22 protein-coding genes and 1 rRNA gene are annotated in these 26,870 nt (G+C 65.6%); 2 read left to right on the forward strand and 21 right to left on the reverse strand.

Annotated features, from left to right (window positions below; translation table 11 throughout):
* Positions 1–9 precede the first annotated feature (9 nt).
* Positions 10–486, forward strand: coding sequence for a DUF721 domain-containing protein (locus G3N61_RS09535; protein ID WP_043191463.1), 477 nt, complete (start codon positions 10–12; stop codon positions 484–486).
* Between the two features lie 96 nt (positions 487–582).
* Here G3N61_RS09535 and lpxC read toward each other — a convergent pair whose 3' ends face one another.
* From lpxC to coq7, 18 genes are all read right to left on the reverse strand, one after another.
* Positions 583–1,500 carry a UDP-3-O-acyl-N-acetylglucosamine deacetylase gene (gene lpxC / locus G3N61_RS09540; protein WP_011350845.1) on the reverse strand — a complete coding sequence of 306 codons (918 nt, stop codon included), beginning with the start codon at positions 1,498–1,500 and terminating at the stop codon, positions 583–585.
* Positions 1,501–1,740: 240 nt separating this feature from the next.
* The gene (locus G3N61_RS09545) at positions 1,741–2,247 is read right to left on the reverse strand and encodes a peroxiredoxin (protein ID WP_011350844.1); all 507 of its coding nucleotides are present in this window, start codon (positions 2,245–2,247) and stop codon (positions 1,741–1,743) included.
* A 188-nt stretch (positions 2,248–2,435) separates the two neighbouring features.
* A complete protein-coding gene (ftsZ, locus tag G3N61_RS09550) occupies positions 2,436–3,632 on the reverse strand; it encodes a cell division protein FtsZ (RefSeq protein WP_011350843.1) in 1,197 nt (398 codons plus the stop codon).
* A gap of 112 nt (positions 3,633–3,744) precedes the next feature.
* Positions 3,745–4,977 (reverse strand): cell division protein FtsA, encoded by a 1,233-nt coding sequence (ftsA, locus tag G3N61_RS09555; RefSeq protein WP_006487138.1) that lies wholly within the window; start codon positions 4,975–4,977, stop codon positions 3,745–3,747.
* A gap of 26 nt (positions 4,978–5,003) precedes the next feature.
* Positions 5,004–5,756 (reverse strand): cell division protein FtsQ/DivIB, encoded by a 753-nt coding sequence (locus G3N61_RS09560; RefSeq protein ID WP_011350842.1) that lies wholly within the window; start codon positions 5,754–5,756, stop codon positions 5,004–5,006.
* Positions 5,757–5,775: 19 nt separating this feature from the next.
* Positions 5,776–6,717, reverse strand: coding sequence for a D-alanine--D-alanine ligase (locus G3N61_RS09565; RefSeq protein WP_175021531.1), 942 nt, complete (start codon positions 6,715–6,717; stop codon positions 5,776–5,778).
* 1 nt (position 6,718) lies between these two features.
* Positions 6,719–8,116, reverse strand: a complete 1,398-nt coding sequence (gene murC / locus G3N61_RS09570; RefSeq protein WP_205822273.1) for a UDP-N-acetylmuramate--L-alanine ligase — start codon at positions 8,114–8,116, stop codon at positions 6,719–6,721.
* Positions 8,113–9,216, reverse strand: coding sequence for an undecaprenyldiphospho-muramoylpentapeptide beta-N-acetylglucosaminyltransferase (gene murG, locus G3N61_RS09575; RefSeq protein WP_089449853.1), 1,104 nt, complete (start codon positions 9,214–9,216; stop codon positions 8,113–8,115). Before murG ends, murC begins: the two co-directional genes overlap by 4 nt.
* Entirely contained in the window at positions 9,213–10,496 is a 1,284-nt protein-coding gene (gene ftsW, locus G3N61_RS09580) for a putative lipid II flippase FtsW (protein ID WP_043191485.1), read from the reverse strand. The genes murG and ftsW overlap by 4 nt, the downstream gene beginning before the upstream one ends.
* Positions 10,493–12,007, reverse strand: coding sequence for a UDP-N-acetylmuramoyl-L-alanine--D-glutamate ligase (murD, locus tag G3N61_RS09585; protein ID WP_043191487.1), 1,515 nt, complete (start codon positions 12,005–12,007; stop codon positions 10,493–10,495). Before murD ends, ftsW begins: the two co-directional genes overlap by 4 nt.
* A gap of 28 nt (positions 12,008–12,035) precedes the next feature.
* Entirely contained in the window at positions 12,036–13,205 is a 1,170-nt protein-coding gene (mraY, locus tag G3N61_RS09590; RefSeq protein WP_006477019.1) for a phospho-N-acetylmuramoyl-pentapeptide-transferase, read from the reverse strand.
* Positions 13,206–13,221: 16 nt separating this feature from the next.
* Positions 13,222–14,628 (reverse strand): UDP-N-acetylmuramoyl-tripeptide--D-alanyl-D-alanine ligase, encoded by a 1,407-nt coding sequence (gene murF / locus G3N61_RS09595; RefSeq protein WP_205822274.1) that lies wholly within the window; start codon positions 14,626–14,628, stop codon positions 13,222–13,224.
* Positions 14,625–16,163 (reverse strand): UDP-N-acetylmuramoyl-L-alanyl-D-glutamate--2,6-diaminopimelate ligase, encoded by a 1,539-nt coding sequence (locus G3N61_RS09600; RefSeq protein ID WP_205822275.1) that lies wholly within the window; start codon positions 16,161–16,163, stop codon positions 14,625–14,627. The genes murF and G3N61_RS09600 overlap by 4 nt, the downstream gene beginning before the upstream one ends.
* Positions 16,160–18,007, reverse strand: coding sequence for a penicillin-binding protein 2 (locus G3N61_RS09605; protein WP_205822276.1), 1,848 nt, complete (start codon positions 18,005–18,007; stop codon positions 16,160–16,162). Before G3N61_RS09605 ends, G3N61_RS09600 begins: the two co-directional genes overlap by 4 nt.
* Positions 18,004–18,345: a cell division protein FtsL gene (gene ftsL / locus G3N61_RS09610; protein WP_043191499.1), complete on the reverse strand. Its 342-nt coding sequence runs from the start codon at positions 18,343–18,345 to the stop codon at positions 18,004–18,006. Before ftsL ends, G3N61_RS09605 begins: the two co-directional genes overlap by 4 nt.
* On the reverse strand, positions 18,342–19,283 hold the full coding sequence (gene rsmH / locus G3N61_RS09615) for a 16S rRNA (cytosine(1402)-N(4))-methyltransferase RsmH (RefSeq protein WP_043191501.1): 942 nt from the start codon (positions 19,281–19,283) through the stop codon (positions 18,342–18,344). The genes ftsL and rsmH overlap by 4 nt, the downstream gene beginning before the upstream one ends.
* A 23-nt stretch (positions 19,284–19,306) precedes the next feature.
* A complete protein-coding gene (gene mraZ, locus G3N61_RS09620; protein ID WP_006487094.1) occupies positions 19,307–19,735 on the reverse strand; it encodes a division/cell wall cluster transcriptional repressor MraZ in 429 nt (142 codons plus the stop codon).
* A 386-nt stretch (positions 19,736–20,121) separates the two neighbouring features.
* Positions 20,122–20,748, reverse strand: coding sequence for a 2-polyprenyl-3-methyl-6-methoxy-1,4-benzoquinone monooxygenase (coq7, locus tag G3N61_RS09625; protein ID WP_027788457.1), 627 nt, complete (start codon positions 20,746–20,748; stop codon positions 20,122–20,124).
* Positions 20,749–21,024: 276 nt separating this feature from the next.
* Between coq7 and G3N61_RS09630 the strand changes: the two genes are divergently transcribed.
* Positions 21,025–22,176 carry a porin gene (locus tag G3N61_RS09630; RefSeq protein WP_043191506.1) on the forward strand — a complete coding sequence of 384 codons (1,152 nt, stop codon included), beginning with the start codon at positions 21,025–21,027 and terminating at the stop codon, positions 22,174–22,176.
* Between the two features lie 267 nt (positions 22,177–22,443).
* Here G3N61_RS09630 and G3N61_RS09635 read toward each other — a convergent pair whose 3' ends face one another.
* From G3N61_RS09635 to rrf, 3 genes are all read right to left on the reverse strand, one after another.
* Entirely contained in the window at positions 22,444–24,117 is a 1,674-nt protein-coding gene (locus G3N61_RS09635; protein WP_043191508.1) for a long-chain fatty acid--CoA ligase, read from the reverse strand.
* A 136-nt stretch (positions 24,118–24,253) separates the two neighbouring features.
* Positions 24,254–26,329 (reverse strand): molybdopterin oxidoreductase family protein, encoded by a 2,076-nt coding sequence (locus tag G3N61_RS09640; RefSeq protein WP_205822277.1) that lies wholly within the window; start codon positions 26,327–26,329, stop codon positions 24,254–24,256.
* 425 nt (positions 26,330–26,754) lie between these two features.
* Positions 26,755–26,867 (reverse strand): 5S ribosomal RNA (rrf, locus tag G3N61_RS09645).
* Positions 26,868–26,870: the final 3 nt, after the last annotated feature.

Below are 26,870 nucleotides of genomic sequence, written 5' to 3' on the forward strand. Positions count from 1 at the left end.
AATGTCTCGATGAACCGATTTTCCAAGCGTTTCGGCCCGCTCGCCCCGTATCGCCCGCAACCCGTGTCGGAAGTGCTCGGCCGCACCGACGCGTTCGCGGCGCTGCGCGCCGGCGTCGAGCAGATCGCGTCGCTGCAGCGCGATCTCGCCGCACTCCTGCCCGACTACCTGGCAAACCACATCGAGCCCGGCTTCGTGAAGGACGGGACCCTGACCCTCTTTGCCGCGCACAACGCGCTGGCCGCGCGGCTGCGGCAGGTCGAGCCGCGGCTGCTCGGCGATCTGCAAAAGCGCGGCTGGCCGGTCTCGACGCTGCGCGTACGCGTGCGCCCGAAGGATGCGCCGGAGCCGCCGCACGTGAAGCAGGCGCGGATGACGTCAGTCGGCGCGGCCGCGTTGCGCGACCTGGCAGATCATCTCGAACCGTCACCGCTGCAGGACGCGCTCGCGCGGATGGCGGCCCGGCATGGCGCCAAGCCGCGCTGACGGCGTTACGATGCGCGCCGCCGGCAGCGCCAGCGCCCGGCCAATAAAAAAAAGCAGCCCGAAGGCTGCTTTTTTATTGCTTGTGCCGAACGCAGGTCAGGCGAAGGCCGTCTGCATGTCGAACGCGAAGCCCTTCGGCGCGGCTTGCGGATCGTCGAACGTGACGATCTCGTACGCATCTTCGTTCGCGAGCAGTTCGCGCAGCAGCGCGTTGTTCAGCCCGTGGCCCGACTTGTACGCCGTGTACGACGCGAGCAGCGGATGGCCGATCACGTACAGGTCGCCGATCGCGTCGAGCATCTTGTGCTTCACGAACTCGTCGTCGTAGCGCAGCCCGTCGTTGTTCAGGATGCGGTACTCGTCGAGCACGATCGCGTTTTCCATGCTGCCGCCGCGGGCGAGACCCATCTCGCGCAGCATCTCGGCCTCATGCGCGAAGCCGAACGTGCGTGCACGCGCGATCTCGCGCACGTACGACGTATTCGCAAAATCGACCTCGAGTTCCTGGCCGGTCTTGTCGACGGCCGGGTGACGGAAGTCGATCGAGAATTTCAGCTTGAAACCGAAGTACGGATCGAGACGCGCGAACTTGTCGCCGTCGCGGATTTCGACCGTCTTCTTCACCTTGACGAAGCGCTTCGGCGCGTTCTGCTCCTCGATCCCGGCGGACTGGATCAGGAACACGAAGGTCGCCGCGCTGCCGTCCATGATCGGGATTTCCTCGGCCGTCACATCGACATAGAGGTTGTCGATGCCGAGGCCGGCACACGCCGACATCAGGTGCTCGACCGTCGACACGCGCACGCCATCCTTCTGCAGCACCGACGCGAGCCGCGTATCGCCGATCGACGTCGCCGCGGCGGGAATGTCGACGGGCGTGGGAAGGTCGACGCGGGAGAACACGATGCCCGTGCCCGGCGCGGCGGGACGGAGCGTCAGCTCGATCTTGCGGCCCGAGTGGACACCGATACCCACGGTCTTCACGATGGATTTGATGGTGCGCTGCTTCAGCATGATGTTCTTCGTCGTGATTGAAGATATCAATCAGGAGTTATATTCGATAGGGGAGATTATAGCGTAATTCCCTATTCAGCGTAGTTTGAAACTGCGTATCAATCTGTTTCGGCTGTTTACCCGCGCCGATACGGGACGGGCCGATGCCCGGAACGGAGGCGTTTCCGGTCATCAGCCCGTGTTACAACTGCCCTGAGGCCGGTGAGCAGCGTTGCCGGCAGGCAACGGCGCACCGCACGATCAGGACGTCAACGTCGCGAGAACACTCGCCGCATCGCTCACTTCGAATTTGCCCGGCGCCTCGACGGCCAGCGTCTTGACCACACCGCCGTCAATCACCATCGCGTAGCGCAGGGAACGAATTCCCATGCCACGCGCGGACAAATCCTGCGTCAGCCCCAGCGCATGAGTGAAAGCCGCGCTGCCGTCCGCCATCATGCGCACCTTGCCCGCGGTGTGCAGATCACGTCCCCATGCGCCCATCACGAATGCGTCGTTGACGGACACGCACCAGATCTCGTCGATACCCGCCGCGCGCAGTTGCTCGGCGTGTTCGACGTAGCCCGGCACATGCTGCGCCGAGCAGGTCGGCGTGAAAGCGCCCGGCAATCCAAAGATCACCACCCGCTTTCCCGCAACCTGGTCGCGCACGCTGTAGGCGTTCGGCCCCAGCGTGCACCCTTCGCGCGCGTCGTCGATGTACTCGAACAATTGCGCGTCGGGCAGCGCGTCGCCCACTTGAATCATGGCTGGTCCCTCATAGCGATACGGTTTTTCAGCGTGTTGCGGACAGCACGGCCCATCCCGCCCCGCTTGCGCGGAGAGGGCACCTTTCCCGGCCCGGCGTCGCAATCGACGCGGCCTGTCGTGGTCCGTAGCATCCGTCACGCCGGCGATACCGCGGCAGTTTCGCCGCGGCTTCGCCTGTGTTTGCGTCAGTCAGCCTGCTTGCGCAGGAAAGCCGGGATGTCGTACGTGTCGACACCCTTCTCCTGCAGCGCCTGCACGTGCGATGCCGCGGTTTCGCGCGAATTGCGCCACACCGCCGGCGTATCGAGCGCGCCGTAGTCGGCCGTGCTGACGTGATGCGTCGGAGCGTAGCCGTGCGAAACCGCGCTGACCGGCTGGTTGTCCGTACCCGTGCGCAGCAGCGTCATCGGTGCCGATTGCTGCTTCTTCGCCGCACGGCCCAGACCCGTTGCCACGACCGTCACGCGCAGTGCATCGCCCATCGCATCGTCGTACACCGCACCGAAGATCACCGTCGCGTCTTCCGCCGCGTAGCTCTTGATCGTGTTCATCACTTCGCGCGTTTCCGACAGGCGCAGCGAACGGCTCGACGTGATGTTGACCAGCACGCCGCGCGCGCCCGACAGATCGACGCCTTCGAGCAGCGGGCTCGCCACGGCCTGTTCCGCCGCGAGGCGTGCGCGATCGACGCCGGCGACCGTCGCCGTGCCCATCATCGCCTTGCCCTGCTCGCCCATCACCGTCTTCACGTCTTCGAAGTCGACGTTCACGAGGCCATCGACATTGATGATTTCAGCAATGCCTGCAACCGCGTTGTTCAACACGTCGTCCGCGCACTGGAAGCACTTGTCCATCTCGGCGTCGTCGCCCATCACGTCGAACAGCTTGTCGTTCAGAACGACGATCAGCGAGTCGACGTGATCCTCCAGTTGCTGCGAACCGGCTTCAGCGACGCGCATGCGCTTGCCGCCTTCGAACTCGAACGGCTTGCTGACGACACCCACCGTCAGGATGCCCATCTCCTTCGCGATCTGCGCAACCACCGGTGCCGCGCCCGTGCCCGTGCCACCACCCATGCCGGCCGTGATGAACACCATGTGCGCGCCGCGCAGTGCGTCGGCGATGCGCTCACGCGCTTCTTCCGCTGCCGCACGGCCCATTTCCGGCTTCGCGCCAGCGCCCAGACCCGTGTTGCCGAGCTGGATCACCGACGATGCACGCGAACGCGACAGCGCCTGCGCATCCGTGTTCATCACGATGAAGTCGACGCCCTGCACACCGCGGTTGATCATGTGCTGGACGGCATTGCCGCCAGCGCCGCCAACGCCGACCACCTTGATGATGGTGCCGTTGGTTTCGGTTTCCAGCATTTCGAATTCCATTGTTGCCTCCGTCAAGAGAAATACTGCTACTCGGCCGTTATTCGGCAGGAGATCGGGCAACCCCCTGTCGCGCGCCAGCCGCCGGCACCGGCGCGAATTTCGATTCGGTTCGTCAGAAGTTGCTCAGGAACCATTCCTTCATCCGCGAGAACACCTGCCCCGCGTTGCCGGACTGCACGGCGACCTTGCGGCCGCGCATGCGCTGAGCACTGCCTTCGACGAGCAGCCCCATCGCCGTCGAGTAGCGCGGATTGCGCACGACGTCGGAGAGGCCGCCTGCATATTCCGGCGCGCCGATGCGCACCGGTTTCAGGAAAATGTCTTCGCCGAGCTCGACCATGCCGGGCATCATCGACGCCCCGCCGGTAATGACCACGCCGGAGCTCAGCAGTTCTTCGTAACCCGATTCGCGCACGACCTGCTGCACGAGCGAGAACAGTTCCTCGACACGCGGCTCGATCACGGCTGCGAGCGCCTGGCGCGACAGCGTGCGCGGACCGCGTTCGCCGAGGCCCGGCACTTCCACCATTTCGTCCGGATCGGCGAGCGCCTGCTTGGCAATGCCGTAGCCGACCTTGATGTCTTCCGCATCCGGCGTCGGCGTGCGCAGCGCCATCGCGATGTCGCTCGTGATCTGGTCGCCGGCGATCGGAATCACCGCGGTGTGACGGATCGCGCCTTCGGCGAAGATCGCGATGTCCGTCGTGCCGCCGCCGATGTCGACCAGCACCACGCCGAGATCCTTCTCGTCTTCCGTCAGCACGGCCAGCGACGACGCGAGCGGCTGCAGGATCAGGTCGTTCACTTCGAGCCCGCAACGGCGCACGCACTTGACGATGTTCTGCGCGGCACTCACCGCGCCCGTCACGATGTGCACCTTCACTTCCAGCCGGATGCCGCTCATGCCGATCGGCTCGCGCACGTCTTCCTGGCCGTCGATGATGAATTCCTGCGTGAGGATGTGCAGCACCTGCTGGTCGGTCGGGATGTTGATCGCCTTCGCGGTCTCGATCACGCGCGCAACGTCGGTCTGCGTGACTTCCTTGTCCTTGATCGCGACCATCCCGCTCGAGTTGAAGCTGCGGATGTGGCTGCCCGCGATCCCCGTGAACACGTTGGTGATCTTGCAGTCGGCCATCAGCTCGGCTTCCTCGAGCGCGCGCTGGATCGACTGCACGGTGGCCTCGATGTTGACCACCACACCTTTCTTCAGACCCTTCGACTCGCTCTGGCCGAGACCGATCACCTCGTAGTGGCCTTCGCCCTTCAGCTCGGCGACGATGGCCACCACCTTCGACGTGCCGATGTCGAGGGAAACCAGCAGATCCTTGTAGTCTTTGCTCATAAAGTGCTCTTGCGTGTGATCTCTCGTTACTTCTTGCGCTTGTCGGTATCGGTCAGGAACCGCATGCCTGCCGCGCGAATCGCGAATCCGTTCGGATAACGCAGGTCCGCGTACTCGATGTCGTTGCCCCAGCGCTCCGTGACGGCCGGCCATGCGGCGACCAGGCGCTGGCTCCGGTCATGCAGCGACTCGCTGTTGCGTTCCTTGCCCAGCTCGACCTGCATGCCGTTCGACAGCTTCACCGTCCACGCGTACCGCGCCGACAGCGTCACTTCTTCCGGCGCCGCCTTCAGCGGCGCAAACCATTTCCCGAAGTCGCGATACCGCGTGACGACTTCCTTCGCACTGCCCTCCGGGCCGTCGAACGCCGGCAGTTCCTGCTCCAGCTCGCCCTGGTTCGCGGTGAACAGCTCGCCGTCGACACTCACGAGCTGGTCGCTGCCCCAGGTCCCGAGCGGTTTGTACTCCTCGAGCGTGACAGCCAGCGCATTCGGCCACACCCGGCGCACGCTCGCGTGGCGCACCCAGGGCATCTGCTCGAACGCGGCGCGTGCCGCGTCGAGATCGACCGTGAAGAAATTGCCCTTCAGCCGGCCGACCACGCCCGCGCGCACCGTCGGTGAATTGATGTGCTCGGTGTCGCCGTCGATCCGGATTTCCCGCAGCGCGAACGTCGGGCGCTGGATCAGCCAGTAGCAACCGGCCGCCGCCAACACGAGCAGCAACAGCGCGTACAGCGCGCTGGCGGCAAGGTTGAGTTGGCGAACGTTGTTCCACATACGTCGTTCCGTTCCTGCGTCAGTCGTTGAGCGTGAGCGACAGCACCTTCACGACCAGCTCCGAATAGCTGATGCCGACCGCGCGCGCGGCCTTCGGCGGCAGCGAGTGGTCGGTCATGCCCGGCGCGGTGTTCACTTCCAGGAAGTACGCGTTGCCGTCGGCGTCGAGCATGAAATCCGCGCGGCCCCAGTCGGTGCAGCCGAGCACGTCGAATGCACGGCGCGCGATGCGCTTGAGCTCCGCTTCCTTGTCGGCGGGCAGCCCGCACGGAATCAGGTATTGCGTGTCGTCGGCGACGTACTTCGCGTGATAGTCGTAGAACTCGCCGGCCGGCACGATCTTGATCACCGGCAGGTCGAGATCGCCGGCGATGCAGGCGGTGTATTCGCCGCCGCCCTCGATGCTCTTCTCGACGATCACGATCGGGTCATGCTTCGCGGCTTCCGCGAGCGCCGCCGGCAGCGCGTCGGCCGTCTTCACCTTCAGCACCGCCACGCTCGAGCCCTCGCTCGCCGGCTTCACGAACAGCGGCAGGCCGAGCTTCGCGACGATGTCGGTCGCGCGCGCCGCGAGGTCGTCGCCGCGCAGCACCGTCTCGAACGGCGGCGTCGGCACGCCCGTCTGCTGCCACACGAGCTTCGTGCGGAACTTGTCGAGGCCGAGCGCCGACCCGAGCACGCCGCTGCCCGTGTAACGAATGCCGTAGAAATCGAGCGCGCCCTGGATCTGGCCGTTCTCGCCGTAGCCGCCATGCAGCGCGTTGAACGCGCGCACGAACCCTTCATCCTTCAGCGCCGCCAGCGGGCGCTCGGCCGGATCGAACGGGTGCGCGTCGATGCCCGCATCGCGCAGGCCCTGCAGCACGAGCTTGCCCGACGTGAGCGACACCTCGCGCTCCGAGGACTCGCCGCCGAACAACACCGCCACCTTGCCGAAACGTTTCGGATCAATCCCGCTCATGTCATGCCTTCTGTTGAGTGTGCTGCGCGACCTTCGCCGGCACGCCGCCGATCGAACCCGCACCCATCGTGATCACCACGTCGCCGTTCTGCGCGACCTTCGCCAATGCGTCCGGCACGTCGTCGACCGTCGCGACGAACACCGGGTCAACCTTTCCTACCGCGCGCAACGCACGCGACAGCGCTTCGCCGTTGGCGGTCGAGATCGCCGCCTCGCCGGCCGCGTAGACTTCCGTCAGCACCAGCGCGTCGACCGTCGACAGCACGTTGACGAAATCGTCGAAGCAATCGCGCGTACGCGTGTAGCGGTGCGGCTGGAACGCCAGCACGAGGCGGCGGCCCGGGAACGCGCCGCGCGCGGCCGCGATCGTCGCGGCCATCTCGACCGGGTGATGGCCGTAGTCGTCGATCAGCGTGTACTGGCCGCCGTCCGCGGTCGGCACCTCGCCGTAGCGCTGGAAGCGCCGGCCGACGCCGTTGAATTCCGCGAGCGCCTGCTGGATCGCCTCGTCCGTCACGCCGAGATCGGTCGCGATCGCGATCGCCGCGAGCGCGTTCTGCACGTTGTGCAGGCCCGGCAGGTTCAGCACGATCGCGAGCGGCGCGCGCCCTTCGCGAATCACCGTGAAATGCATGCGGCCGTCGCGCGCGTCGATGTCTTCCGCGCGCACCTGCGCGTCCGGCGACAGGCCGTAGCGCACGACCGGCTTCGAGATGAACGGGATGATCTGCCGCACGTTCGGATCGTCGACGCACACGACCGCGCTGCCGTAGAACGGCAGGCGCTGCGTGAATTCGATGAACGCCTGCTTGAGCCGCGCGAAATCGTGGCCGTAGGTGTCCATGTGGTCGGCATCGATGTTCGTGATGACTTCGATCACCGGATACAGGTTCAGGAACGACGCGTCCGACTCGTCGGCCTCGGCGACGATGAAATCGCCCGTGCCGAGCCGCGCGTTCGCGCCGGCGCTGATCAGCCGGCCGCCGATCACGAAGGTCGGATCGAGCCCGCCCGCCGCGAGCACGCTCGCGACGAGGCTCGTCGTCGTGGTCTTGCCGTGCGTGCCGGCGATCGCGATGCCCTGCTTCAGGCGCATCAGCTCGGCCAGCATCACCGCACGCTGCACGATCGGCACGCGCTGCGCGCGCGCGGCCAGCACTTCCGGGTTGTCCGAACGCACGGCCGTCGACACGACGACCGCGTTCGCGCCCTCGATGTTCGCCGCGTCGTGGCCGATCGCGATCCGTGCGCCGAGCGCCTGGAGACGATCGGTCACCGCGTTGCGCGACAGGTCCGAACCGCTGACCTCGTAACCGAGGTTGACGAGCACTTCGGCGATGCCGCTCATGCCCGCGCCGCCGATGCCGACGAAATGAATGTGTTTGACGATGTGTTTCATTGCAGTTGTTCCAGGTTCGCGCCAGCCGCCTTCGCGCACACGCGCGCGACTTCGTCGGTGGCCTCGGGCTTCGCCAGCGAGCGCGAACGTTCCGCCATGTCCGCGAGCGATGCCCGCGACTGGCCGCGCAGCCAGTCGGCGAGCAGTTCCGCCGACAGGTCGCGTTGTTGCACCAATACCGCCCCGCCCGCATCGGCGAGGAACGCTGCGTTGGTCGTCTGGTGATCGTCGACCGCGTACGGGAACGGCACGAACAGCGCCGCCACGCCCACCGCCGCGATCTCCGACACCGTCATCGCTCCCGACCGGCAGATCACGAGATCCGCCGCCGCATACGCGGCCGCCATGTCGTCGATGAACGGCACGAGCCGCACGTCTTCGCCGGCCGCGAAACCGGCCGCTTCGTAATTCGTCTTCAATGCTTCGATATGCTTCGCGCCAGCCTGATGCACGATGCGCGGGCGTTCGCCGGGCGTCAGCATCGCCAGCGCGCGCGGCACGACTTCGTTCAACGCGGCCGCACCGAGGCTGCCGCCAACGACCAGCACGTTCAGCGGGCCGCTGCGCGCTGCATAGCGTGCTTTGGGCGCTTCCGTGCGCGCAAGTTCCGCGCGAATCGGGTTGCCCGTCCATTCCGCGTGCGGCAGTGCGCCGGGGAACGCGACGAGTACGCGTTTCGCGATTTTCGCGAGCACCTTGTTCGTCAGGCCCGCGATCGAATTCTGTTCATGCAGCACGAGCGGGCGCCCCGACAGCGCGGTCATCACGCCCGCCGGGAACGTGATGTAGCCGCCCATCCCGAGTACGACGTCGGGCCGTACGCGGCGCAGCGCGGCAAGGCTCTGACCGCATGCGCGCAGCAGGTTGAACGGCAGCGTCAGCTTGGTCTTCAGGCCCTTGCCGCGCAGCCCGCCGAAGCGCACGTATTCCATCGGAATGCCGTGCTTCGGCACGAGCGTCGCTTCCATCCCGGCCGGATTGCCGAGCCATACGACGCGCCAGCCCGCCGCTTCCATCCGGTGCGCGACCGCGAGCCCCGGGAACACGTGGCCCCCGGTGCCGCCTGCCATCACCATCAGCGTGCGTTGCGACGCGGTCATACCTTCCCTCCGCGCATCAGCACCCGGTTTTCGTAGTCGACCCGCAGCAGCACCGCGAGCGCGACGCAGTTCAGCAAGATGCCCGAGCCGCCGTAGCTCACGAGCGGCAGCGTCAGGCCCTTGGTCGGCAGCAGCCCGAGGTTCACGCCCATGTTGATGAAGGTCTGCGCGCCGAACCAGATGCCGATGCCCTTCGCGGTCAGGCCCGCGAACGTGCGATCGAGTGCGAGCGCCTGGCGGCCGATCTCGAACGAGCGGCGCACGATCCAGTAGAACAGCAGGATCACGACCAGCACGCCGACGAAACCGAGCTCTTCGCCGATCACCGCGAGGATGAAGTCGGTATGCGCTTCCGGCAGGTAGTTCAGCTTCTCGACGCTGCCGCCAAGACCGACGCCGAACCACTCGCCGCGGCCGAACGCGATCAGCGAGTGCGTGAGCTGGTACGCCTTGCCCTGCGCGTAGCGCTCGTCCCACGGATCGAGGTACGCGAAGATCCGCTCGCGACGCCACGGCGACAGCCACACCAGCATCGTGAAGGTGCCGACCGCCGTCGCGACGAGGCCGCCGAACAGCTTGCCGTTCACGCCGCCGAGGAACAGCACGCCCATCGCGATCGCCGCGACCACCATGAACGCGCCCATGTCCGGCTCGAGCAGCAGCAGCGCACCGACCAGGCCGACCGCGAACGCCATCGGCAGGAAGCCCTTGGCGAAGCTCTGCATGTATTCCTGCTTGCGCACCGTGTAGTTCGCCGCGTAGATCGTCACCGCGAGCTTCATGATTTCCGACGGCTGCATGTTCGTGATGCCGAGCGGAATCCAGCGGCGCGCACCGTTCACGCCCTTGCCGATGTGCGGAATCAGCACGATCACGAGGCCGACGAGCGCGATCAGGAAGAGATGCGGCGCGTATTTATCCCACGTCGACACCGGGACGCGGAATGCGATCACCGCCGCGATGAACGCGACGACGAGCGAGATGCAGTGACGCATCAGGAACGCGTAATCGTGATACGACGCGTATTTCGGCGAATCGGGCATCGCGATCGACGCCGAGTACACCATCACGACGCCGAGCCCGAGCAGCGCGATCGCGACCCACAGCAGCGAATAGTCGAAGTCGAGCATCCGCGAACGGCTCGGGCGCACGCCGTTGACGACGCTCGCGAGGCCGCCCGTCGCGGCACGCGTGGCCGACGCGACGCGGCCGCCCGCGGCATTGCCGCCGGTGTCGCGACGATCGTTGAAACGGGAGACGAGGCGATCGGACCAGCTCATGGCGTCGCTCCTTTGTCGATGGCGATTTCGTCGACCGCCGCGCGGAATACATCCGCGCGATGGGCGTAGTTCCTGAACATGTCGAGGCTCGCGCAGGCGGGCGACAGCAACACTGCATCGCCCGGTTCGGCGAGGTCGGCCGCCGCATGCACCGCGCCTTCGAGCGTCGCGTGGTCGGCGAGCGGCACGCCCGTTTCGGCGAGCGTGTCGCGAATCGCCGGTGCGTCACGGCCGATCAGCATCACCGCACGGCACCAGCGCGCGACCGGCGCGACCAGCGGCGCGAAGTCCTGCCCCTTGCCGTCGCCGCCAGCGATCAGCACGATCTTCTGCGCGAGCCCGTCGAGCGCGGCAACCGTCGCGCCGACGTTGGTGCCCTTGCTGTCGTCGACATAATCCACGTCGTCGATCGTCGCGATCACTTCGACGCGATGCGCCTCGCCGCGGTATTCGCGCAGCGCGTGCAGCAGCGGCGCGGCCGGCAGGTCGATCGCGCGTGCGAGCGCGAATGCGGCCAGCGCATTCGCCGCGTTGTGCAGCCCGCGGATGCGCAGCGCGTCGGCCGGCATCAGGCGCTTCTGCGCGATGTCCGGCGTATGCGCGGCGTCGCGCTTGCGCCGGCGGGTCGTCGTCGCGACTTCGTCCGGCGCGTCGCGATCGACGGCTTCGACCAGCCACGCGATACCGTTGTCGCGCGACAGCCCGTAATCGCCGTCCTGCACCGGTTCGTTCAGGCCGAACGTGACCGTGCGCGGCGCATCGGCCGCGCCGGCTGCCGGCGCGAACTTCATCACGGCCGCATCGTCGCGGTTCAGCACGCGCGTCGTCGTCGCGCCGAAGATCCGGCCCTTTGCCTGCGCGTATGCGTCGAAGCTGCCGTGCCAGTCGAGGTGGTCCTGCGTGATGTTGAGGATCGCGGCCGCATCGGGCGCGAACGTGCGCGCGGTCTCGAGCTGGAAGCTCGACAGTTCGAGCACCCACACGTCGGGCAGCGCGGTTTCGTCGATCGCACCGGCGAGCCGGTCGAGCATCGCGGGGCTGATGTTGCCCGCGACGGCGACCTTCTTGCCCGAGCGCTGGCACAGCAGGCCGGTAAGGCTCGTCGTCGTGGTCTTGCCGTTGGTGCCCGTGATCGCGAGCACCTTCGGCTGGTAACCGCTCGTGCCGAGCGCGCGCAGCGCCTGCGCGAAGAATTCCAGCTCGCCCCACACCGCGACGCCCTGCTCGTTCGCGGCCGCGACCAGCGCCGCGAGTGCCGGTTCGAGCGGCGACAGCCCCGGGCTCAGCCCGACGAGCTCGACGCCGCCGTCAAGCAGCGCGGGCGTGAACGCCCCGCCGACGAATTCCGCATCGATGCCTTCGGCCTGCAGCGCGGCAAGGTTCGGCGGCGCCTCGCGGGTATCGGCAATACGCAGCCGGCACCCGTGCCTCGCGCACCATCGCGCGATCGCGAGACCCGATTCCCCGAGCCCCAGTACGAGCACCATCGGCCGTTGCCGATCTCCAAACATCTCGCCAGACATCCTTGTTACCTTTCCTTTACCGCAGCTTGAGGGTGGTCAGACCGAACAGGCACAGCATCAGCGTGATGATCCAGAAACGCACGACCACCTGCGTTTCCTTCCAGCCGGACAATTCGAAATGGTGATGCAGCGGCGCCATCTTCAGCAGACGCCGTCCTTCGCCATAGCGCTTCTTCGTGTACTTGAACCACGACACCTGCAGCATCACCGACAACGTTTCCGCAACGAAGATGCCGCCCATGATGAACAGCACGATTTCCTGGCGCACGATCACCGCGACCGTGCCGAGCGCGCCGCCGAGCGCCAGCGCGCCGACATCGCCCATGAACACCTGCGCGGGGTGCGTGTTGTACCAGAGGAACGCGAGCCCTGCCCCACCCATCGCGGAACAGAAGATCAGCAATTCGCCCGCGCCCGGAATGTGCGGGAACAGCAGGTATTTTGAATAGACCGCGCTGCCCATCACGTACGCGAACACACCCAGCGACGCGCCGACCAGCACGACCGGCATGATCACGAGGCCGTCGAGGCCGTCCGTCAGGTTCACCGCGTTACTCGCGCCGACGATCACGAAATAGGTCAGCACGATGAAGCCCCAGACGCCGAGCGGATAGCTGATCGACTTCAGGAACGGCAGCATCAGGTCGGCACGCGCCGGCAGCCCCATCGACAGGCCGCTCCGCACCCATGCCATGAACAGGTCGAACACGCGCACGTTGTTCGCCTCGGACACGCTGAACGCGAGGTAGACGGCCGCGAACAGCCCGATCACCGACTGCCAGAAATACTTCTCGCGCGACGACATCCCGCGCGGGTCCTTGTGGACGACCTTGCGGTAATCGTCGACCCAGCCGATCACGCCGAAACCGAACGTGACGAGCATCACGATCCAGATGAAACGGTTCGTCAGGTCGCCCCACAGCAGCGTCGCGACCGCGATGCCGATCAGGATCAGCACGCCGCCCATCGTCGGCGTGCCGGACTTGACGAGGTGCGTCTGCGGGCCGTCCTTGCGCACGGCCTGGCCGACCTTCATTTGCGTCAGCTTGCGGATCACCCACGGTCCGCACACGAGCCCGATCCCGAGCGCGGTGATGGTGGCCATCACCGCACGGAACGTGAGGTACGTGAACAAGCGCAAAAAGCTTGCGTCTCCTTGCAGCCATTGCGCCAGCGCCAGCAGCATGCTTCCTTCCTTCTACTCAGTGTGCAGCGGGCGCCGTGCCCGCTGCGGGTTGGTTCGTCAGCGCGTCGACCACGCGCTCCATCTTCATGTACCGCGAGCCCTTCACGAGCAGCGTCGCCTGCGCGCCGTAGCCCGCCGCGAGCAGTGCGCCGACCAGCGCGCCGACGTCGCCGAAATGGCGAGCCGTGTCGCCGTACGCCGTGCAGGCATCGCGCGACGCATCGCCGAGCGCGAACAGCGCATCGATCCCGCGCTCGCGCGCGTAGGCACCGACCTCGCGATGGAAGGCCGGCCCTTCGTCGCCGACCTCGCCCATATCGCCGATCACCAGCACGCGCGGCGCCGGTTGTGCGGCGAGCACGTCGATCGCGGCACGCATCGAATCGGGATTCGCGTTGTACGTATCGTCGACGACCGTGGCACCCGCGAGGCTGCCTGCGATCGCCTGTTTCACCTGCAGCCGGCCCTTGACCGGCTCGAACGATTCGAGGCCCTGCTTGATCGCCGACAGCGCAACGCCGGCGCCCAGCGCCGCGGCCGTGGCAGCCAGCGCGTTGCGCGCGTTGTGCTCGCCGAGCGCGCGCAGCCGCACCGTGACGGCGCCCGCGGGCGTGTCGATCGCGAGTTCGCCGCCGTGCAGACGGCCCGTGACCTGTGCGTCGTTCTGCCGTTCGGCGTCGTGCAGCGCGAAATCGAGGATCCGGTTGCCGGTCGCCGCGACGCGCCAGATGCCCGCATACGCGTCGTCGGCCGGGAACACCGCAACGCCGTCCGGCGGCAGCGCGTGAATCACGGCCGCGTGCTCGAGCGCAACGGCTTCGACCGTCGCCATGAACTCCTGGTGCTCGCGCTGCGCGTTGTTGACGAGCGCGACCGTCGGCGCCGTGAGGCGCGCGAGGACTTCGGTCTCGCCCGGGTGGTTCATCCCGATCTCGATCACCGCGAGACGATGCGCGGCCGACAGGCGCAGCAGCGTCAGCGGCAGGCCGACGTCGTTGTTCAGGTTGCCGGCCGTCGCGAGCCGCGCGTCGGCGCCGACCGCCGCCGCGAAGATCGACGCGATCATTTCCTTGACGGTCGTCTTGCCGTTGCTGCCCGTCACCGCGACGAGCGGCAGCGCGAATCGTTTGCGCCAGCCGTGTGCGAGTGCGCCGAGTGCGGCACGCGTTTCGCCGCCCTCGATCGCCGGCATCGTGACGCCCGCCGGCACGTGCGCGACGAGCGCCGCTGTCGCACCGCGCGCAGCGACATCGCCGAGGAAGTCGTGCGCGTCGAAGCGCTCGCCTTTCAGCGCGACGAACAGGTCGCCGGGACCGGCCGTGCGGCTGTCCGTCGACACGCGATCGAACGTGACACTCGCGTCGCCGTGGACGGTTGCGCCGGGAATCAGGCGAACGGCTTCGCCGAGACTGAGCATCGTCATTCGGCGCCTCCCTTGCCGTGCGTCGCGCGCGCTGCCAGCGCAAGCCGCGCGTGATCCTGGTCGGAGAACGTGCGTTTCTTGCCCATGATTTCCTGCGTGGCCTCGTGGCCCTTGCCGGCCAGCACGACGACATCCTCGCGTGCCGCGCCGCGCACGGCCTGCAGGATCGCGCTCGCGCGATCCTCGATACGGCGGGCGTGATCGGGGGCGGTCATGCCCGCGACGACCTGATCGATGATGCGCTGCGGATCCTCGCTGCGCGGGTTGTCGCTCGTGACGACGGCCTCATCGGCGAGCCGCTCCGCGATCGCGCCCATCAGCGGGCGCTTCGTCGCATCGCGATCGCCGCCGCAACCGAACATGCAGACGAGCCGGCCGCCGCGCGCCGCAGCAATCGGGCGCAGCGCGTCGAGCGTCTTTTCGAGCGCGTCGGGCGTATGGGCGTAGTCGATCACGACGAGCGGTTCGTCGTTCTGCAGCCGGCCGCCGAGCCGCTGCATCCGGCCGTTGACGGACTCGAGCCGCGCGATCTCGGCGAGCGCCGCGTCGAACGGCACGTCGGCCGCGAGCAGCGAGCCGAGCACGGCAAGCAGGTTGCTGACGTTGAACGTGCCGAGCGTGCCGACCTCGACGTCGGCATCGCCCCACGACGAACGCAGGCGGAACGCCGTGCCGGTCGCGGTGGCACGCACGTCGATCGCGACCAGTTCGCGATCGGCGTCGGGCACCGGTGCATCGCCGATCCCGTACGCGATCGTGCGTACGCGGCCGGCCAGTTTCTCGAGCAGGCGCTGGCCGGCTGCATCGTCGCGATTGACGACCGCCGCGCGCAGGCCGCGCCATGCGAACAGCTTCGCCTTCGCGGCCTCGTATGCATCGAACGTGCCGTGATAGTCGAGGTGATCCTGCGTGAGGTTCGTAAACACCGCGATGTCGAAGGCCGTACCGTTCACGCGCCCCTGGTGCAGCGCGTGCGACGACACTTCCATCGCCACCGCCTTCGCGCCCGCGTCGCGCAACTGCGCGAGGCTGCGCTGCAGTTGCGGCGCGTCGGGGGTCGTGAAACCCGTCGGCACGAGCTGGCCGGGCATCCCGGTGCCGAGCGTGCCGATCACCGCGCACGGCTGGTGCAGCGCCGTCAGCGCGGTGGCGATCCATTGCGTGCACGAGGTCTTGCCGTTCGTGCCGGTCACACCCACCGCGAGCAGGCTGTCGCTCGGATCGCCGTACCAGCCGCTGGCGATCTCGCCGGCGAGCTGGTCGAGCGCCGGCACGGCCAGTGCGACGGGCACCGCCGGCGCCGCGCCCAGCCCTTCCGGCTGATACAGCACGGCAGCCGCACCGCGCGCGACGGCGTCGACGATGAAGGCACGATTGTCGGCCCCGTCGACTGCATACGCGACAAACACGTCGCCAGCCTTGAGGCTGCGCGTGTCGGCATGCAGTTGCGCGGCGGGGGCCACATGCTGACGCAGCCACGCAAGCGCGGCTGCGATCTGCTGATGCGCCGGATGGGAACTGCGAGCGGCGCTCATCGAACAACTCCTGGTGAATTACGCGTCGTGCTGGACACGATCATATGCTTCGCACCGCCCCCTGCGGCCAGCTTTTGCGGCCCCGTTGCGGAAGGTGCTGCCGGCGAATCGTCAGACACGACGAGCTGCTTGATCGGCATGTTCGGCGGCACGTTCAGCGCACGCATCGTGTCGCCGGCGATCGCCGAGAATACGGGGCCGGACACCTGGCCGCCGAAGTGGCTGCCCGCGGTCGGCTCGTCGACCGATACCGCGACGACGATGCGCGGATTCGGCATCGGCGCCATCCCGACGAACGACGCGCGGTACTTGCGCGTGTAGCCGTGACCTTCGTGCTTGTACGCGGTACCGCTCTTGCCGCCGACGCGATAGCCCGGCACGGCTGCATCCGGCGACGTGCCGCCCGGCGCCACCACCGTCTCGAGCATCGCACGCACTTCGCGCGCGGTGGTCGGGTTGAACACCTGCGTACCCACGACCGGCTGATTGGGGTCGGTCTTGAAAATGGTCACGGGCATCAGCTCGCCGTCATGCGCGATCGCCGTGTAGGCGCGCGCGAGCTGGAACAGCGACACCGACAGGCCGTAGCCGTACGACATCGTCGCCTGTTCGATGCGACGCCAGCTCTTCCATGGACGCAGGCGGCCGGCCACCGCACCCGGGAACCCGACCTTCGGCGCCTGGCCGAGGCCGATGCTCGTATACATATTCCACATTTCCTCGGGCCGCATCGTCATCGCGATCTTCGTCGCGCCGATGTTGCTCGACTTCTGGATCACGCCGCCGACCGTCAGCGTGCCGAAACCCGCGTCGTCGGTGATCGGCGCGCCGTCGAGCACGAAGTGCCCGTTGCCCGTCTCGACGAGCGTGTTCGGCGTCACGCGGTGCAGGTCGAGCGCGAGCGACACCGTAAACGGCTTCATGATCGAGCCCGGCTCGAACACGTCGGTCATGATCCGGTTGCGCAACTGCTCGCCCGTCATGCGCGAGCGGTCGTTCGGGTTGTACGTCGGGTAGTTGACGAGCGCGAGCACCTCGCCGGTGCGCACGTCGACGACCATCGCCGCGCCGGCCTTCGCCTTGAACTTCTCGACGGCGGCCTTCAGGTTCGCGTACGCGATGTACTGGATCTTGCTGTCGATCGACAGGTCGACGTCGGTGCCGTTGTGCGGCGGGATCTGCTCGGCGACGTCCTCGACGATGTGCCCCATCCGGTCCTTGATCACGCGACGCACGCCGGACGTGCCGGACAGCATCTTCTGGTCGCCCAGTTCGACGCCCTCCTGCCCTTCGTCCTCGACGTTCGTGAAGCCGATCAGGTGAGCGGTGATCTCGCCTTCCGGATAGAAGCGCTTGTATTCGTTGCGCTGATAGATACCGGGAATGTCGAGCGCGGCGACCTTGTCGGCGACGTCGATCGGCACCTGACGCTTGACGTAGACGAAACCCTTGTCTTCCGACAGCTTCACGCGCAGTTCCTTCGACGTCATGCCGAGGAGCTTGCCGAGCTGGTTGACCTTGTCGGCGTCGAGATCGTCCGGCACCGCGTCGGGAATGGCCCAGATCGCGCGCACGGGCAGGCTCGTCGCGAGCACGAGCCCGTTACGGTCGAGGATCTTGCCGCGCGTCGCCGGCAGATCGATCGTGCGCTGGTAGCGGCTTTCGCCCTGCTTCCGATAGAACGCGTTGCCGGGCCCCTGGATCCAGAACGCACGTGCGGCCAGCGCGACGAACGCCATGAACAGCAGGAACACGACGAACTTCGAGCGCCACATCGGCAGATGCACGCCCAGCACGGGGCTCGACGAGAACTTCACGTTCTGGCGTTTCTGGGACGGCTTCATCGCGCGCCTCCCTTGCCCTTGCCAGACGTGTCCGCGGAAGCCGGGATCGGCGCATCGATCGCCTTCGCGGCGCCCGGCGGCAGCGTCAGGTATTGCGTGCGGCCGGTCGTGATCGGCTGCATCTTCAGCGAGTCGTTCGCAAGCTGCTCGATGCGTGAGGTCTTCGACAGCGCGCTCTGCTGATATTGCAGCTGCGCGTAGTCCTGCTGGAGCTGACGCTCCTGCGACTGCGCACGCTGCAGCTGGATGAAGATCTGGCGCTGCTGGTTCGTCGAATTGACGACCGACAGCGCGCACCCCATCACGATGATCAGCAGGAAGATATTGAAGCGGCTCATGGCGTGACGCGCTCCGCGATGCGCATCACGGCCGAGCGGGCGCGCGGATTCGCAGCGACTTCCGCTTCACTCGGAAACTGGCGGCTGATGATCTTGAGCGGCGGGCTCGGGAGATCGACGGCGCGGATCGGCAGGCGACGATCGACCGCAGGCGCACTCGCGTGCGCCTGCATGAATCGCTTGACGATCCGGTCCTCGAGTGAATGAAAGCTGATGACCACCAGCCGCCCCCCTTGCTCCAGCAACGACAGTGCCGCGTCTAGTACGACTTGCAGGTCCGCAAGCTCTTGATTGACGTGAATCCGTATAGCCTGAAAGGTGCGGGTTGCCGGATCCTTGCCCTTCTCACGGGTTTTGACGACGTGACCCACGATTTGGGCAAGCTCGCCCGTGGTGTCGAGAGGCCCAAGACGGTCGGACTCTGCCCGGCGAGCAACAAGCGCCTTTGCAATCTGAAAAGCAAACCGTTCTTCCCCATAATCCCGTATCACCTCCGTCAATTCCTGCACCGAAGCCCGTGCGAGCCATTCCGCCGCCGACTCGCCGCGCGTCGGATCCATCCGCATGTCCAGCGGACCATCGGCGCGGAAGCTGAAGCCACGCGCCGGATCGTCCACCTGCGGCGAGGACACGCCCAGGTCAAGCAACACACCCGACACCTTCTCGACGCCGCGCGCCGCAAGCGCGTCGCGCATCGATGCAAAGCTGTCATGCACGATCGAGAAGCGCGCATCCTCGATGCCCTGCGCCGTCTCGATCGCCCTCGGATCCTTGTCGAACGCGATCAGCCGCCCGGCCGCCGCCAGCCGCGCGAGCACCGCGCGGCTATGGCCGCCGCGTCCGAACGTACCGTCGACATAGATGCCGTCCGGTCGCGTCACGAGCGATTCGACCGCTTCGTCCAACAACACGGTCCGATGCTGCAATTCGTTTCCCATCGCGGGCGTCTCCGTCACCGCAATCAGAACGTGAAATTCTTCAGCGCGTCGGGCATGCCCTGCGCCATCGCTGCCTGCTCCTTCGCGTTGTAGGTCTGCGAATCCCACAGCTCGAAGTGACTACCCATTCCCAACAACATGACTTCCTTTTCCAGTCCGGCTGCCATGCGCAGCTCGGGCGATACGAGAATCCGGCCGGCGCTGTCGAGATCGACATCCATCGCATTGCCGAGAAAAATGCGCCGCCACCAGTGCGCGTCCATCGGCAGCGCGGCGATCTTGGCGCGGAATACTTCCCATTCGGGGCGCGGAAACAGCAACAGGCAGCCGTCCGGGTGCTTGGTCACAGTCACCCGTCCTTCTGCCTGTCCTTGCAGCGCTTCGCGATAGCGAGCCGGCACCGACATCCGCCCTTTCGCATCGAGCGTCAGCGCCGACGCCCCTTGGAACACTTTCCGCTCTCCCGTTCAGGGCACCGAAGCACCCGCTCCATGCTGAGAATTTAGCCGGAATAGCCCGCCAAATCACACAAAAATACACTTTCTCACACTGTCTCCCACTTTAGAGGAAGGGTGTGGCACGGTCAAGGGAGCGGCCCGCTTTTTTGACGAATTTTGTTAGTTAGAACAAGGACTTACGCGCACATGCTCATGCGGCCCCTCATACCAAAAACCGTTATAAATGAACGAGCTAGTGCAACTTGTGAAGGTGATACGTGAGAAAGACGGGCCAGAGGGGTGTGCGGACGGGGCTTTCGGGGGCGGGAAAACGAGGAATAAACGGGCGGTATCAGGGGCGGGAAACCGGGGCGGCGTCCCACGTCGCCCCGGTGCGAATCTCACAGATAGTACGCAGTGCTCGTCATGACTTTCGACGCCGCGCGCATCAGCATCCGCGCGGGTAGCGGCAACTCGATTCCGCCGGCGTCGGCCGCCGCCTTGCCGTGTTTCACTTCGTCGATACGCATCTGGTCGACGATCGCGCGCGACGCAGTATCGGCCGCCGGCAGCTCGGACATATGACCTTCGAGATGGCTCTCGACCTGGCGCTCGGTCTCGGCCATGAAACCGAGGCTGACCTTGTCGCCGAGCGCGCCGGCGGCCACGCCGATCGCGAGCGAACCCGCATACCAGAGCGGGTTCAGCAGGCTCGGACGCGAGTCGAGCTCTTTCAGGCGGTGCGCGGTCCACGCGAGGTGGTCCTCCTCCTCCCGCGCGGCCTCTTCGAACATCGCCTTCGCCGACGCCGTGCGCGCGGTGAGTTTCTGCGCCTGGTAGAGCGCCTGCGCGCAGACCTCGCCGACGTGGTTCACGCGCATCAGCCCGGCGGCATGCGTGCGCTCCGCAGGCGTCAGTTCGACGGCCGGCGCCTCGGCCGGTGCGGGCACCGGGCGGCTCATCCGGCTAATGCCGGTCAGCGATCGCAGGCCGCGATCGAATTCGCTGATCAGTTCATCAAACACCATCCTGTTCTCCTGGCTGCAGGTGCTGCCGCGAGCGGCAAGGGCACGAGTCCGCTGCGTAACCGACTTGATTATTCAGCGGAAATTGCGGTTAACCCGTGATTTTAACCATTGTTGCATAAAGGAAACATGGCGGCCTTGAGCTGCGGCATTTCGCTTTGTGGCAAAAAACGGTTTTGCTACATTACGTCCGACTTCTTGCGAAGTTGATGGGGCCCGTCAACAGAACATAACTATCTGCCCCGCCAGAATAATTCAGTGAATTTTGGAGATCCGTTAATGAAAAAGTCGCTTCTCGCGCTCGTCGCGCTGGGCGCGTTCGCTGGCGCTGCCCATGCGCAAAGCAGCGTGACGCTTTACGGCATCATCGATGAAGGCCTGCTCTTCAACAACAACGCAGGCGGCAAGCACCTGTACAGCATGGCAAGCGGCGTGATGCAAGGCAGCCGCTTCGGCATGCGCGGCACCGAAGACCTCGGTGGCGGCCTGAAGGCGATCTTCACCCTCGAAAACGGTTTCGACGTGAACAGCGGCAAGCTCGGTCAGGGCGGCCTGATGTTCGGTCGTCAGGCTTATGTCGGCCTGTCGAGCCAGTACGGTACGGTCACGCTGGGTCGTCAATACGACTCCGTCGTCGACTTCGTCGGCCCGCTCGAGGCAGGCGACCAGTGGGGCGGCTACATCGCTGCTCACCCGGGCGACCTGGACAACTTCAACAACGCGTACCGTGTGAACAACGCGGTCAAGTTCACGAGCGCGACCTACGGCGGCTTCTCGTTCGGCGGCATGTACAGCTTCGGCGGTCAAGCCGGCCAGTTCGCGAAGAACCAGGTCTGGTCGCTCGGCGCAGGCTACAACAACGGCCCGCTGGTGTTGGGCGTCGGTTACTTGAACGCACGTACGCCGAACCAGTTCGGCGGCATGTTCAACAACGGCTCCGCGTCTTCGTCGGTGTCGTCGCCGATCTACGGCGCATACGCGAACAACGCGAACACGTACCAGGTCATCGGTGCGGGCGGCGCCTACACGTTCGGCGCAGCGACGATCGGCGCGACGTACTCGAACACGAAGTTCAAGGGCTTCTCGGCAGGCCCGTTCGTGAACCAGACCGCGACGTTCAACAACGGCGAAATCAACTTCAAGTATCAGCTGACCCCGGCGCTGATTCTCGGCGCAGCGTACGACTACACGCAAGGCAGCAAGATCGACGGCAACTCGGCAGCCAAGTACCACCAGGGTTCGCTGGGCGTCGACTACTTCCTGTCGAAGCGTACCGATGTCTACGTGATCGGCGTGTATCAGCACGCATCGGGCAGCGTACTCGACGCGGACGGCAACGTCCTGAAGGCAACGGCAGCGATCAACGGTCTCGCAGGCTCGAGCAGCAGCAACCAGGTCGCAGCGCGCGTCGGTATCCGTCACAAGTTCTAATCAGCTTGCCCAGCAAGCCGCAGCATATTGAAGGCGCCTTCGGGCGCCTTTTTCTTTTCCGGTGCAACCGCGCAGCGAAAGCGCGGCTGCACCGGCCACCACGCGCTCGTGACGCGGGCGCTGCGCCGTCTGCGGCGTCGACATGCACGGCTGCCGCCACCGGCCCATTCCGGAAGCAGCCTCGCTCCGAAACAGCCTCTTCGGGGCCGCGCCGCAAACAAAAAAGCCCGGCAGAAGCCGGGCTTTTCCATTCGATCGACTGCGCCGTTACGCGCGTCCGTCGCGCAGTTCGCGTCGCAGGATCTTGCCGACGTTCGTTTTCGGCAGTTCCGTCCGGAACTCGACCAGCTTCGGCCGCTTGTAGCCGGTGAGCCGCTCCTTGCAGTAGGCGAGGATGTCCTTGTCGGTGAGCGCCGGGTCCTTCTTCACGATGAACAGCTTCACGGCTTCGCCGGAATGCTCGTCGGGCACGCCGACAGCCGCCACCTCGAACACACCCGGATGCGACGCCACCACGTCCTCGACTTCGTTCGGATACACGTTGAAGCCCGATACCAGAATCATGTCCTTCTTCCGGTCGACGATCTTCACGTAACCTCGCGCATCCATCACGCCGACGTCGCCCGTCTTGAAGAAACCGTCCGCGAACATGACCTTCGCGGTCTCGTCCGGCCGGTTCCAGTAGCCGGCCATCACCTGCGGCCCGCGGATGCAGATCTCGCCGGGTTCGCCGAGCGCGACGTCGTTGCCGGCGTCGTCGCGAATCGCCACTTCGGTCGACGGCAGCGGCAGGCCGATCGTCCCGCTGTATTCGGTCGCCGTCACGGGGTTGCAGGTCGCCACCGGCGACGTTTCGGACAGCCCGTAGCCTTCGATGATCGCCGTATGGGTCTTTTCATACCAGCGCTTCGCGACGCCTTCCTGGATCGCCATGCCGCCGCCGTTGGCGATCACGAGCTTCGACAGGTCGAGCTGATTGAATTCCGGGTGGTTCAGCAGCGCGTTGTACAGCGTGTTGACCGCCGGGATCGTCGAGATCTGGTAGCCCTTCAGCTCCTTGATCATGCCGGCGATGTCGCGCGGGTTCGGGATCAGGATACCCATGCCGCCGGTACGCATCGTCAGGAAGCCGCAGACGGTCAGCGCGAACACGTGATACAGCGGCAGCGCGACTACCGTCACGAACTGTTTCACCTCCGGGTACTTCTCATGAGCCGGATGGTGCCAGGCGCCCGCCTGCAGCACGTTCGACACGATGTTCCGGTGCAGCAGCGTCGCCCCCTTCGCCACGCCGGTCGTACCGCCCGTGTATTGCAGGAACGCAACGTCGTCGGGGCCGATCTTCTGCGCCTTGAATGCCTGCCGCGCGCCTTCCGACAGCGCGGCCTTGAAGCGCGTGAACGACGGCAGCTGCCAGGCAGGCACCATCTTCTTCACGTTGCGCACGACGTAGTTGACGAGCCAGCCCTTGATGCCCAGCAGATCGCCCATCGATGCGACGACGACGTGCTTGACGCCCGTTTTCGCGATGACGGCCTGTAGCGTCGACGCAAAATTCTCGAGGATGACGATCGCCTCCGCACCGCTGTCCTTCAGCTGATGTTCGAGCTCGCGCGGCGTATAGAGCGGATTGACGTTGACGACGGTGTAGCCCGCGCGCAGGACCGCGGCGATCGCCACGGGATACTGCAGCACGTTGGGCATCATGATCGCGACGCGTGCACCGCGCGCGAGCCCGCGCGATTGCAGCCATGCGCCGAACTGGCGCGACAGCTTGTCGAGTTCGCCGTACGTGATGCCCTTGCCCATGCAGACGAACGCGGTGCGGTCGCGATACTGCCGGAAGCTTTCGTCGAGCAGGTCCGGGACAGAGGGATAAGGAGACGCGTCAATTTCGGCTGGAACGCCGGGTGGGTACGATTTCAGCCAAATTTTGTCCATACTGCGCGTCTCCTCACAGATTTTCGAATGGTCGTGCTAAAACGCATCGTAACGGCTCGCTCGTCCCGAGACAACAGGGTTAGATGTCCACTTCGAACTTCTGTGGAAAATCGTCTGATCATACGGGGATATTCGATCAAATGCGCTCAACTTCCACAAGGCAATCGTAAAACGTCGCCGAATTACCAAGATCGGTCAACGCCTGGCTCGTCACCTCGTTTGCGTTCCGGCCGTCCGGTGACAGCTTCTTCCACCAGATCGACAGCCCGACGACGAGTCCGGCACGTGCGCGATCGGTAATTCTCGCGAGCGCCTGCATCGATCCACGGTCGTTGAAGATCCGTACGACGTCGCCCTCGGTGATGCCGCGCGCCTCGGCGTCGGACGGGTGGATGTCGAGATGCGGCTCGCCTTCGGTGTGACGCAGGCTGTCGACGTTCACGAACGTGCTGTTCAGGAAGTGGCGGGCCGGCGGCGAAATCATCGCGAGCGGATAGCGCGCGGCAAGCTCGGGCGCGGCCTCGGCCGATTCGAACGGCGGCAGGTAGTCGGGCACGGGATCCACACCCATCTGCTCGAGCCGCGGGCTGTAGAACTCGCACTTGCCGGATGGCGTACGGAACCCGCCCTCCGCGAACGGCGCCTCCGGCAGCTTGAGCTTCAGCCAGCCATCGCGCTTCAGCGTGTCCCAGTCGCTGTCGAGCACCGGATCGTCCCAGCGGAGCGCCGCGCGCGCGACCTCGTCGTCGCTGTGATAAAGCGCGGGCTCGTCGAGCCCCATGCTGCGCGCGATGCCGCGGAAGATCTCCGTATTCGGCCGTGCGTCTCCCACCGGGGGAATCGACGGCAGGTTCGCCATCACGTAGGTGTGGCCGTACGATTTGTGGATGTCCAGATGCTCGAGCTGCGTGGTCGCCGGCAACACAATGTCGGCGAAATCGACGGTATCTGTCTTGAAATGCTCGAGAACGACCGTGAACAGATCGTCACGCGCGAACCCTGCGGCAACCTTCGAAGAGTCCGGCGCGACGGCCACCGGATTCGAGTTGTACACGATCACTGCTTCGACTTTCGGCCCGAAGCTTCCATCGCCCGGGTGCAACAGCGCATCGCCAATCGCGTTCATGTTGACGATGCGCGGCAGCGTGTGCGGCCAGCCCGGCATCAAGTCCGGGCGCAGCAGCGCCGCCTGGTTGACCGGCGCGGATTCCGACGACGAGAGCAACAGCCCGCCGGCCCGATCCCGCCAGGCCCCCGTCAACGCCGGCAGACTGGCGATCGCGCGTACGGCGTTGCCACCGCCGCGGACGCGCTGCATGCCATAGTTGAGGCGGATCGATGCCTTGCGGGTAGCGCCGTAGCGACGCGCAAGGTCGACCAGCTCCGACGCATCGATACCGCAGATCTGCGCAACGCGTTCCGGCGGATAGGACATCGCCCGCTCCTTGAGCGCATCGAAGCCGAGTGTATGGCTGGCAATGTAGTCGCGATCGAGCAGATCTTCGTTAATCAGTACGTGCATCATGCCGAGCGCGAACGCGCCATCGGTGCCTGGTTTCAACGCGATATGCTGATGGCACTTTTCCGCCGTCAGCGAACGGTACGGATCGATGGCGACCAGACGAGCGCCTCGGCGCTTCGCTTCCTGCGCACGCGTCCAGAAGTGCAGGCTCGACGCGATCGGGTTCGCGCCCCAAATCAGAATCAGCTCGCTTTCCTCGAAGTGCTCAAGGTGCATGCCGAGACTGCCACCATAGGTGTAACGCAACCCCGCTGCGCCAGCCGCCGCGCAGATCGTGCGCTCGAGCCGCGATGCGCCGAGCTTGTGAAAGAACCGCTGGGCGATGCCCTCCCCCTGCACGAGCCCCATCGTCCCCGCATAGCTGTACGGCAGGATCGCTTCCGGTGCACGCGTCGCGATTTCACCGAGACGGCGGCCGATCTCATCGAATGCCTCGTCCCAGCTGATCGGTACGAAACGCCCTTCCCCTTTCGCGCCGATGCGCTTGAGCGGGACGGTGAGGCGGTCGGGGTGATGAACGCGATCGGCGTATCGGCTGACTTTCGTGCACAACACACCTTGCGTCGGCGGATGGTCGGGATCGCCCGTGACCTTGATCGCCTTGCCGTTTTCGACAGTCACACGCATTGCGCACGTGTCCGGACAATCATGCGGGCAAACGGCCCGGGCTACCTGAATGGCGGCGTTCATCGTTTTGAATGCAGAGATGGGGATTCGCAAATTTTACGTGGACACGCCGAATAAAGCGTTCATTTCGTGCGGATTCTGAGTTATCCGGCCGAAATGGGATTGGAGGATGCGAGGGGAGTTTCGGTGGTTCCGTGTGTCTTCCGTGGGGGAGACTTGCATGGCCAATCCGGTGTTCGCTATCGACGCTGCACGACGGCGCCAACCGATACACGGAGATGAAGGAATTGCAGCTTTGAGCGGAGATAGGATCGATTGACCCAAGGATCGCGAAGGATATCGGCTTTTTGGAAACCGGGCGCTGCGATTGGGTGCGCTTGGGCGCGGTGATGTGCAATGAGTGCAATGCCCTTCCCCCGCACGCTCGCGTTTCCGTCGCCGAAATGCAAAAACCCCCGCCTTTCGGGCGGGGGTTCTTGGCTTAGGGAGCCTGACGATTACCTACTTTCACACGGGAATCCGCACTATCATCGGCGTAGAGTCGTTTCACGGTCCTGTTCGGGATGGGAAGGGGTGGGACCGACTCGCTATGGTCATCAGGCAA

Source organism: Burkholderia sp. Ac-20349 (genome assembly GCF_017104865.1).
GTDB classification, from domain to species: Bacteria; Pseudomonadota; Gammaproteobacteria; order Burkholderiales; family Burkholderiaceae; genus Burkholderia; species Burkholderia aenigmatica.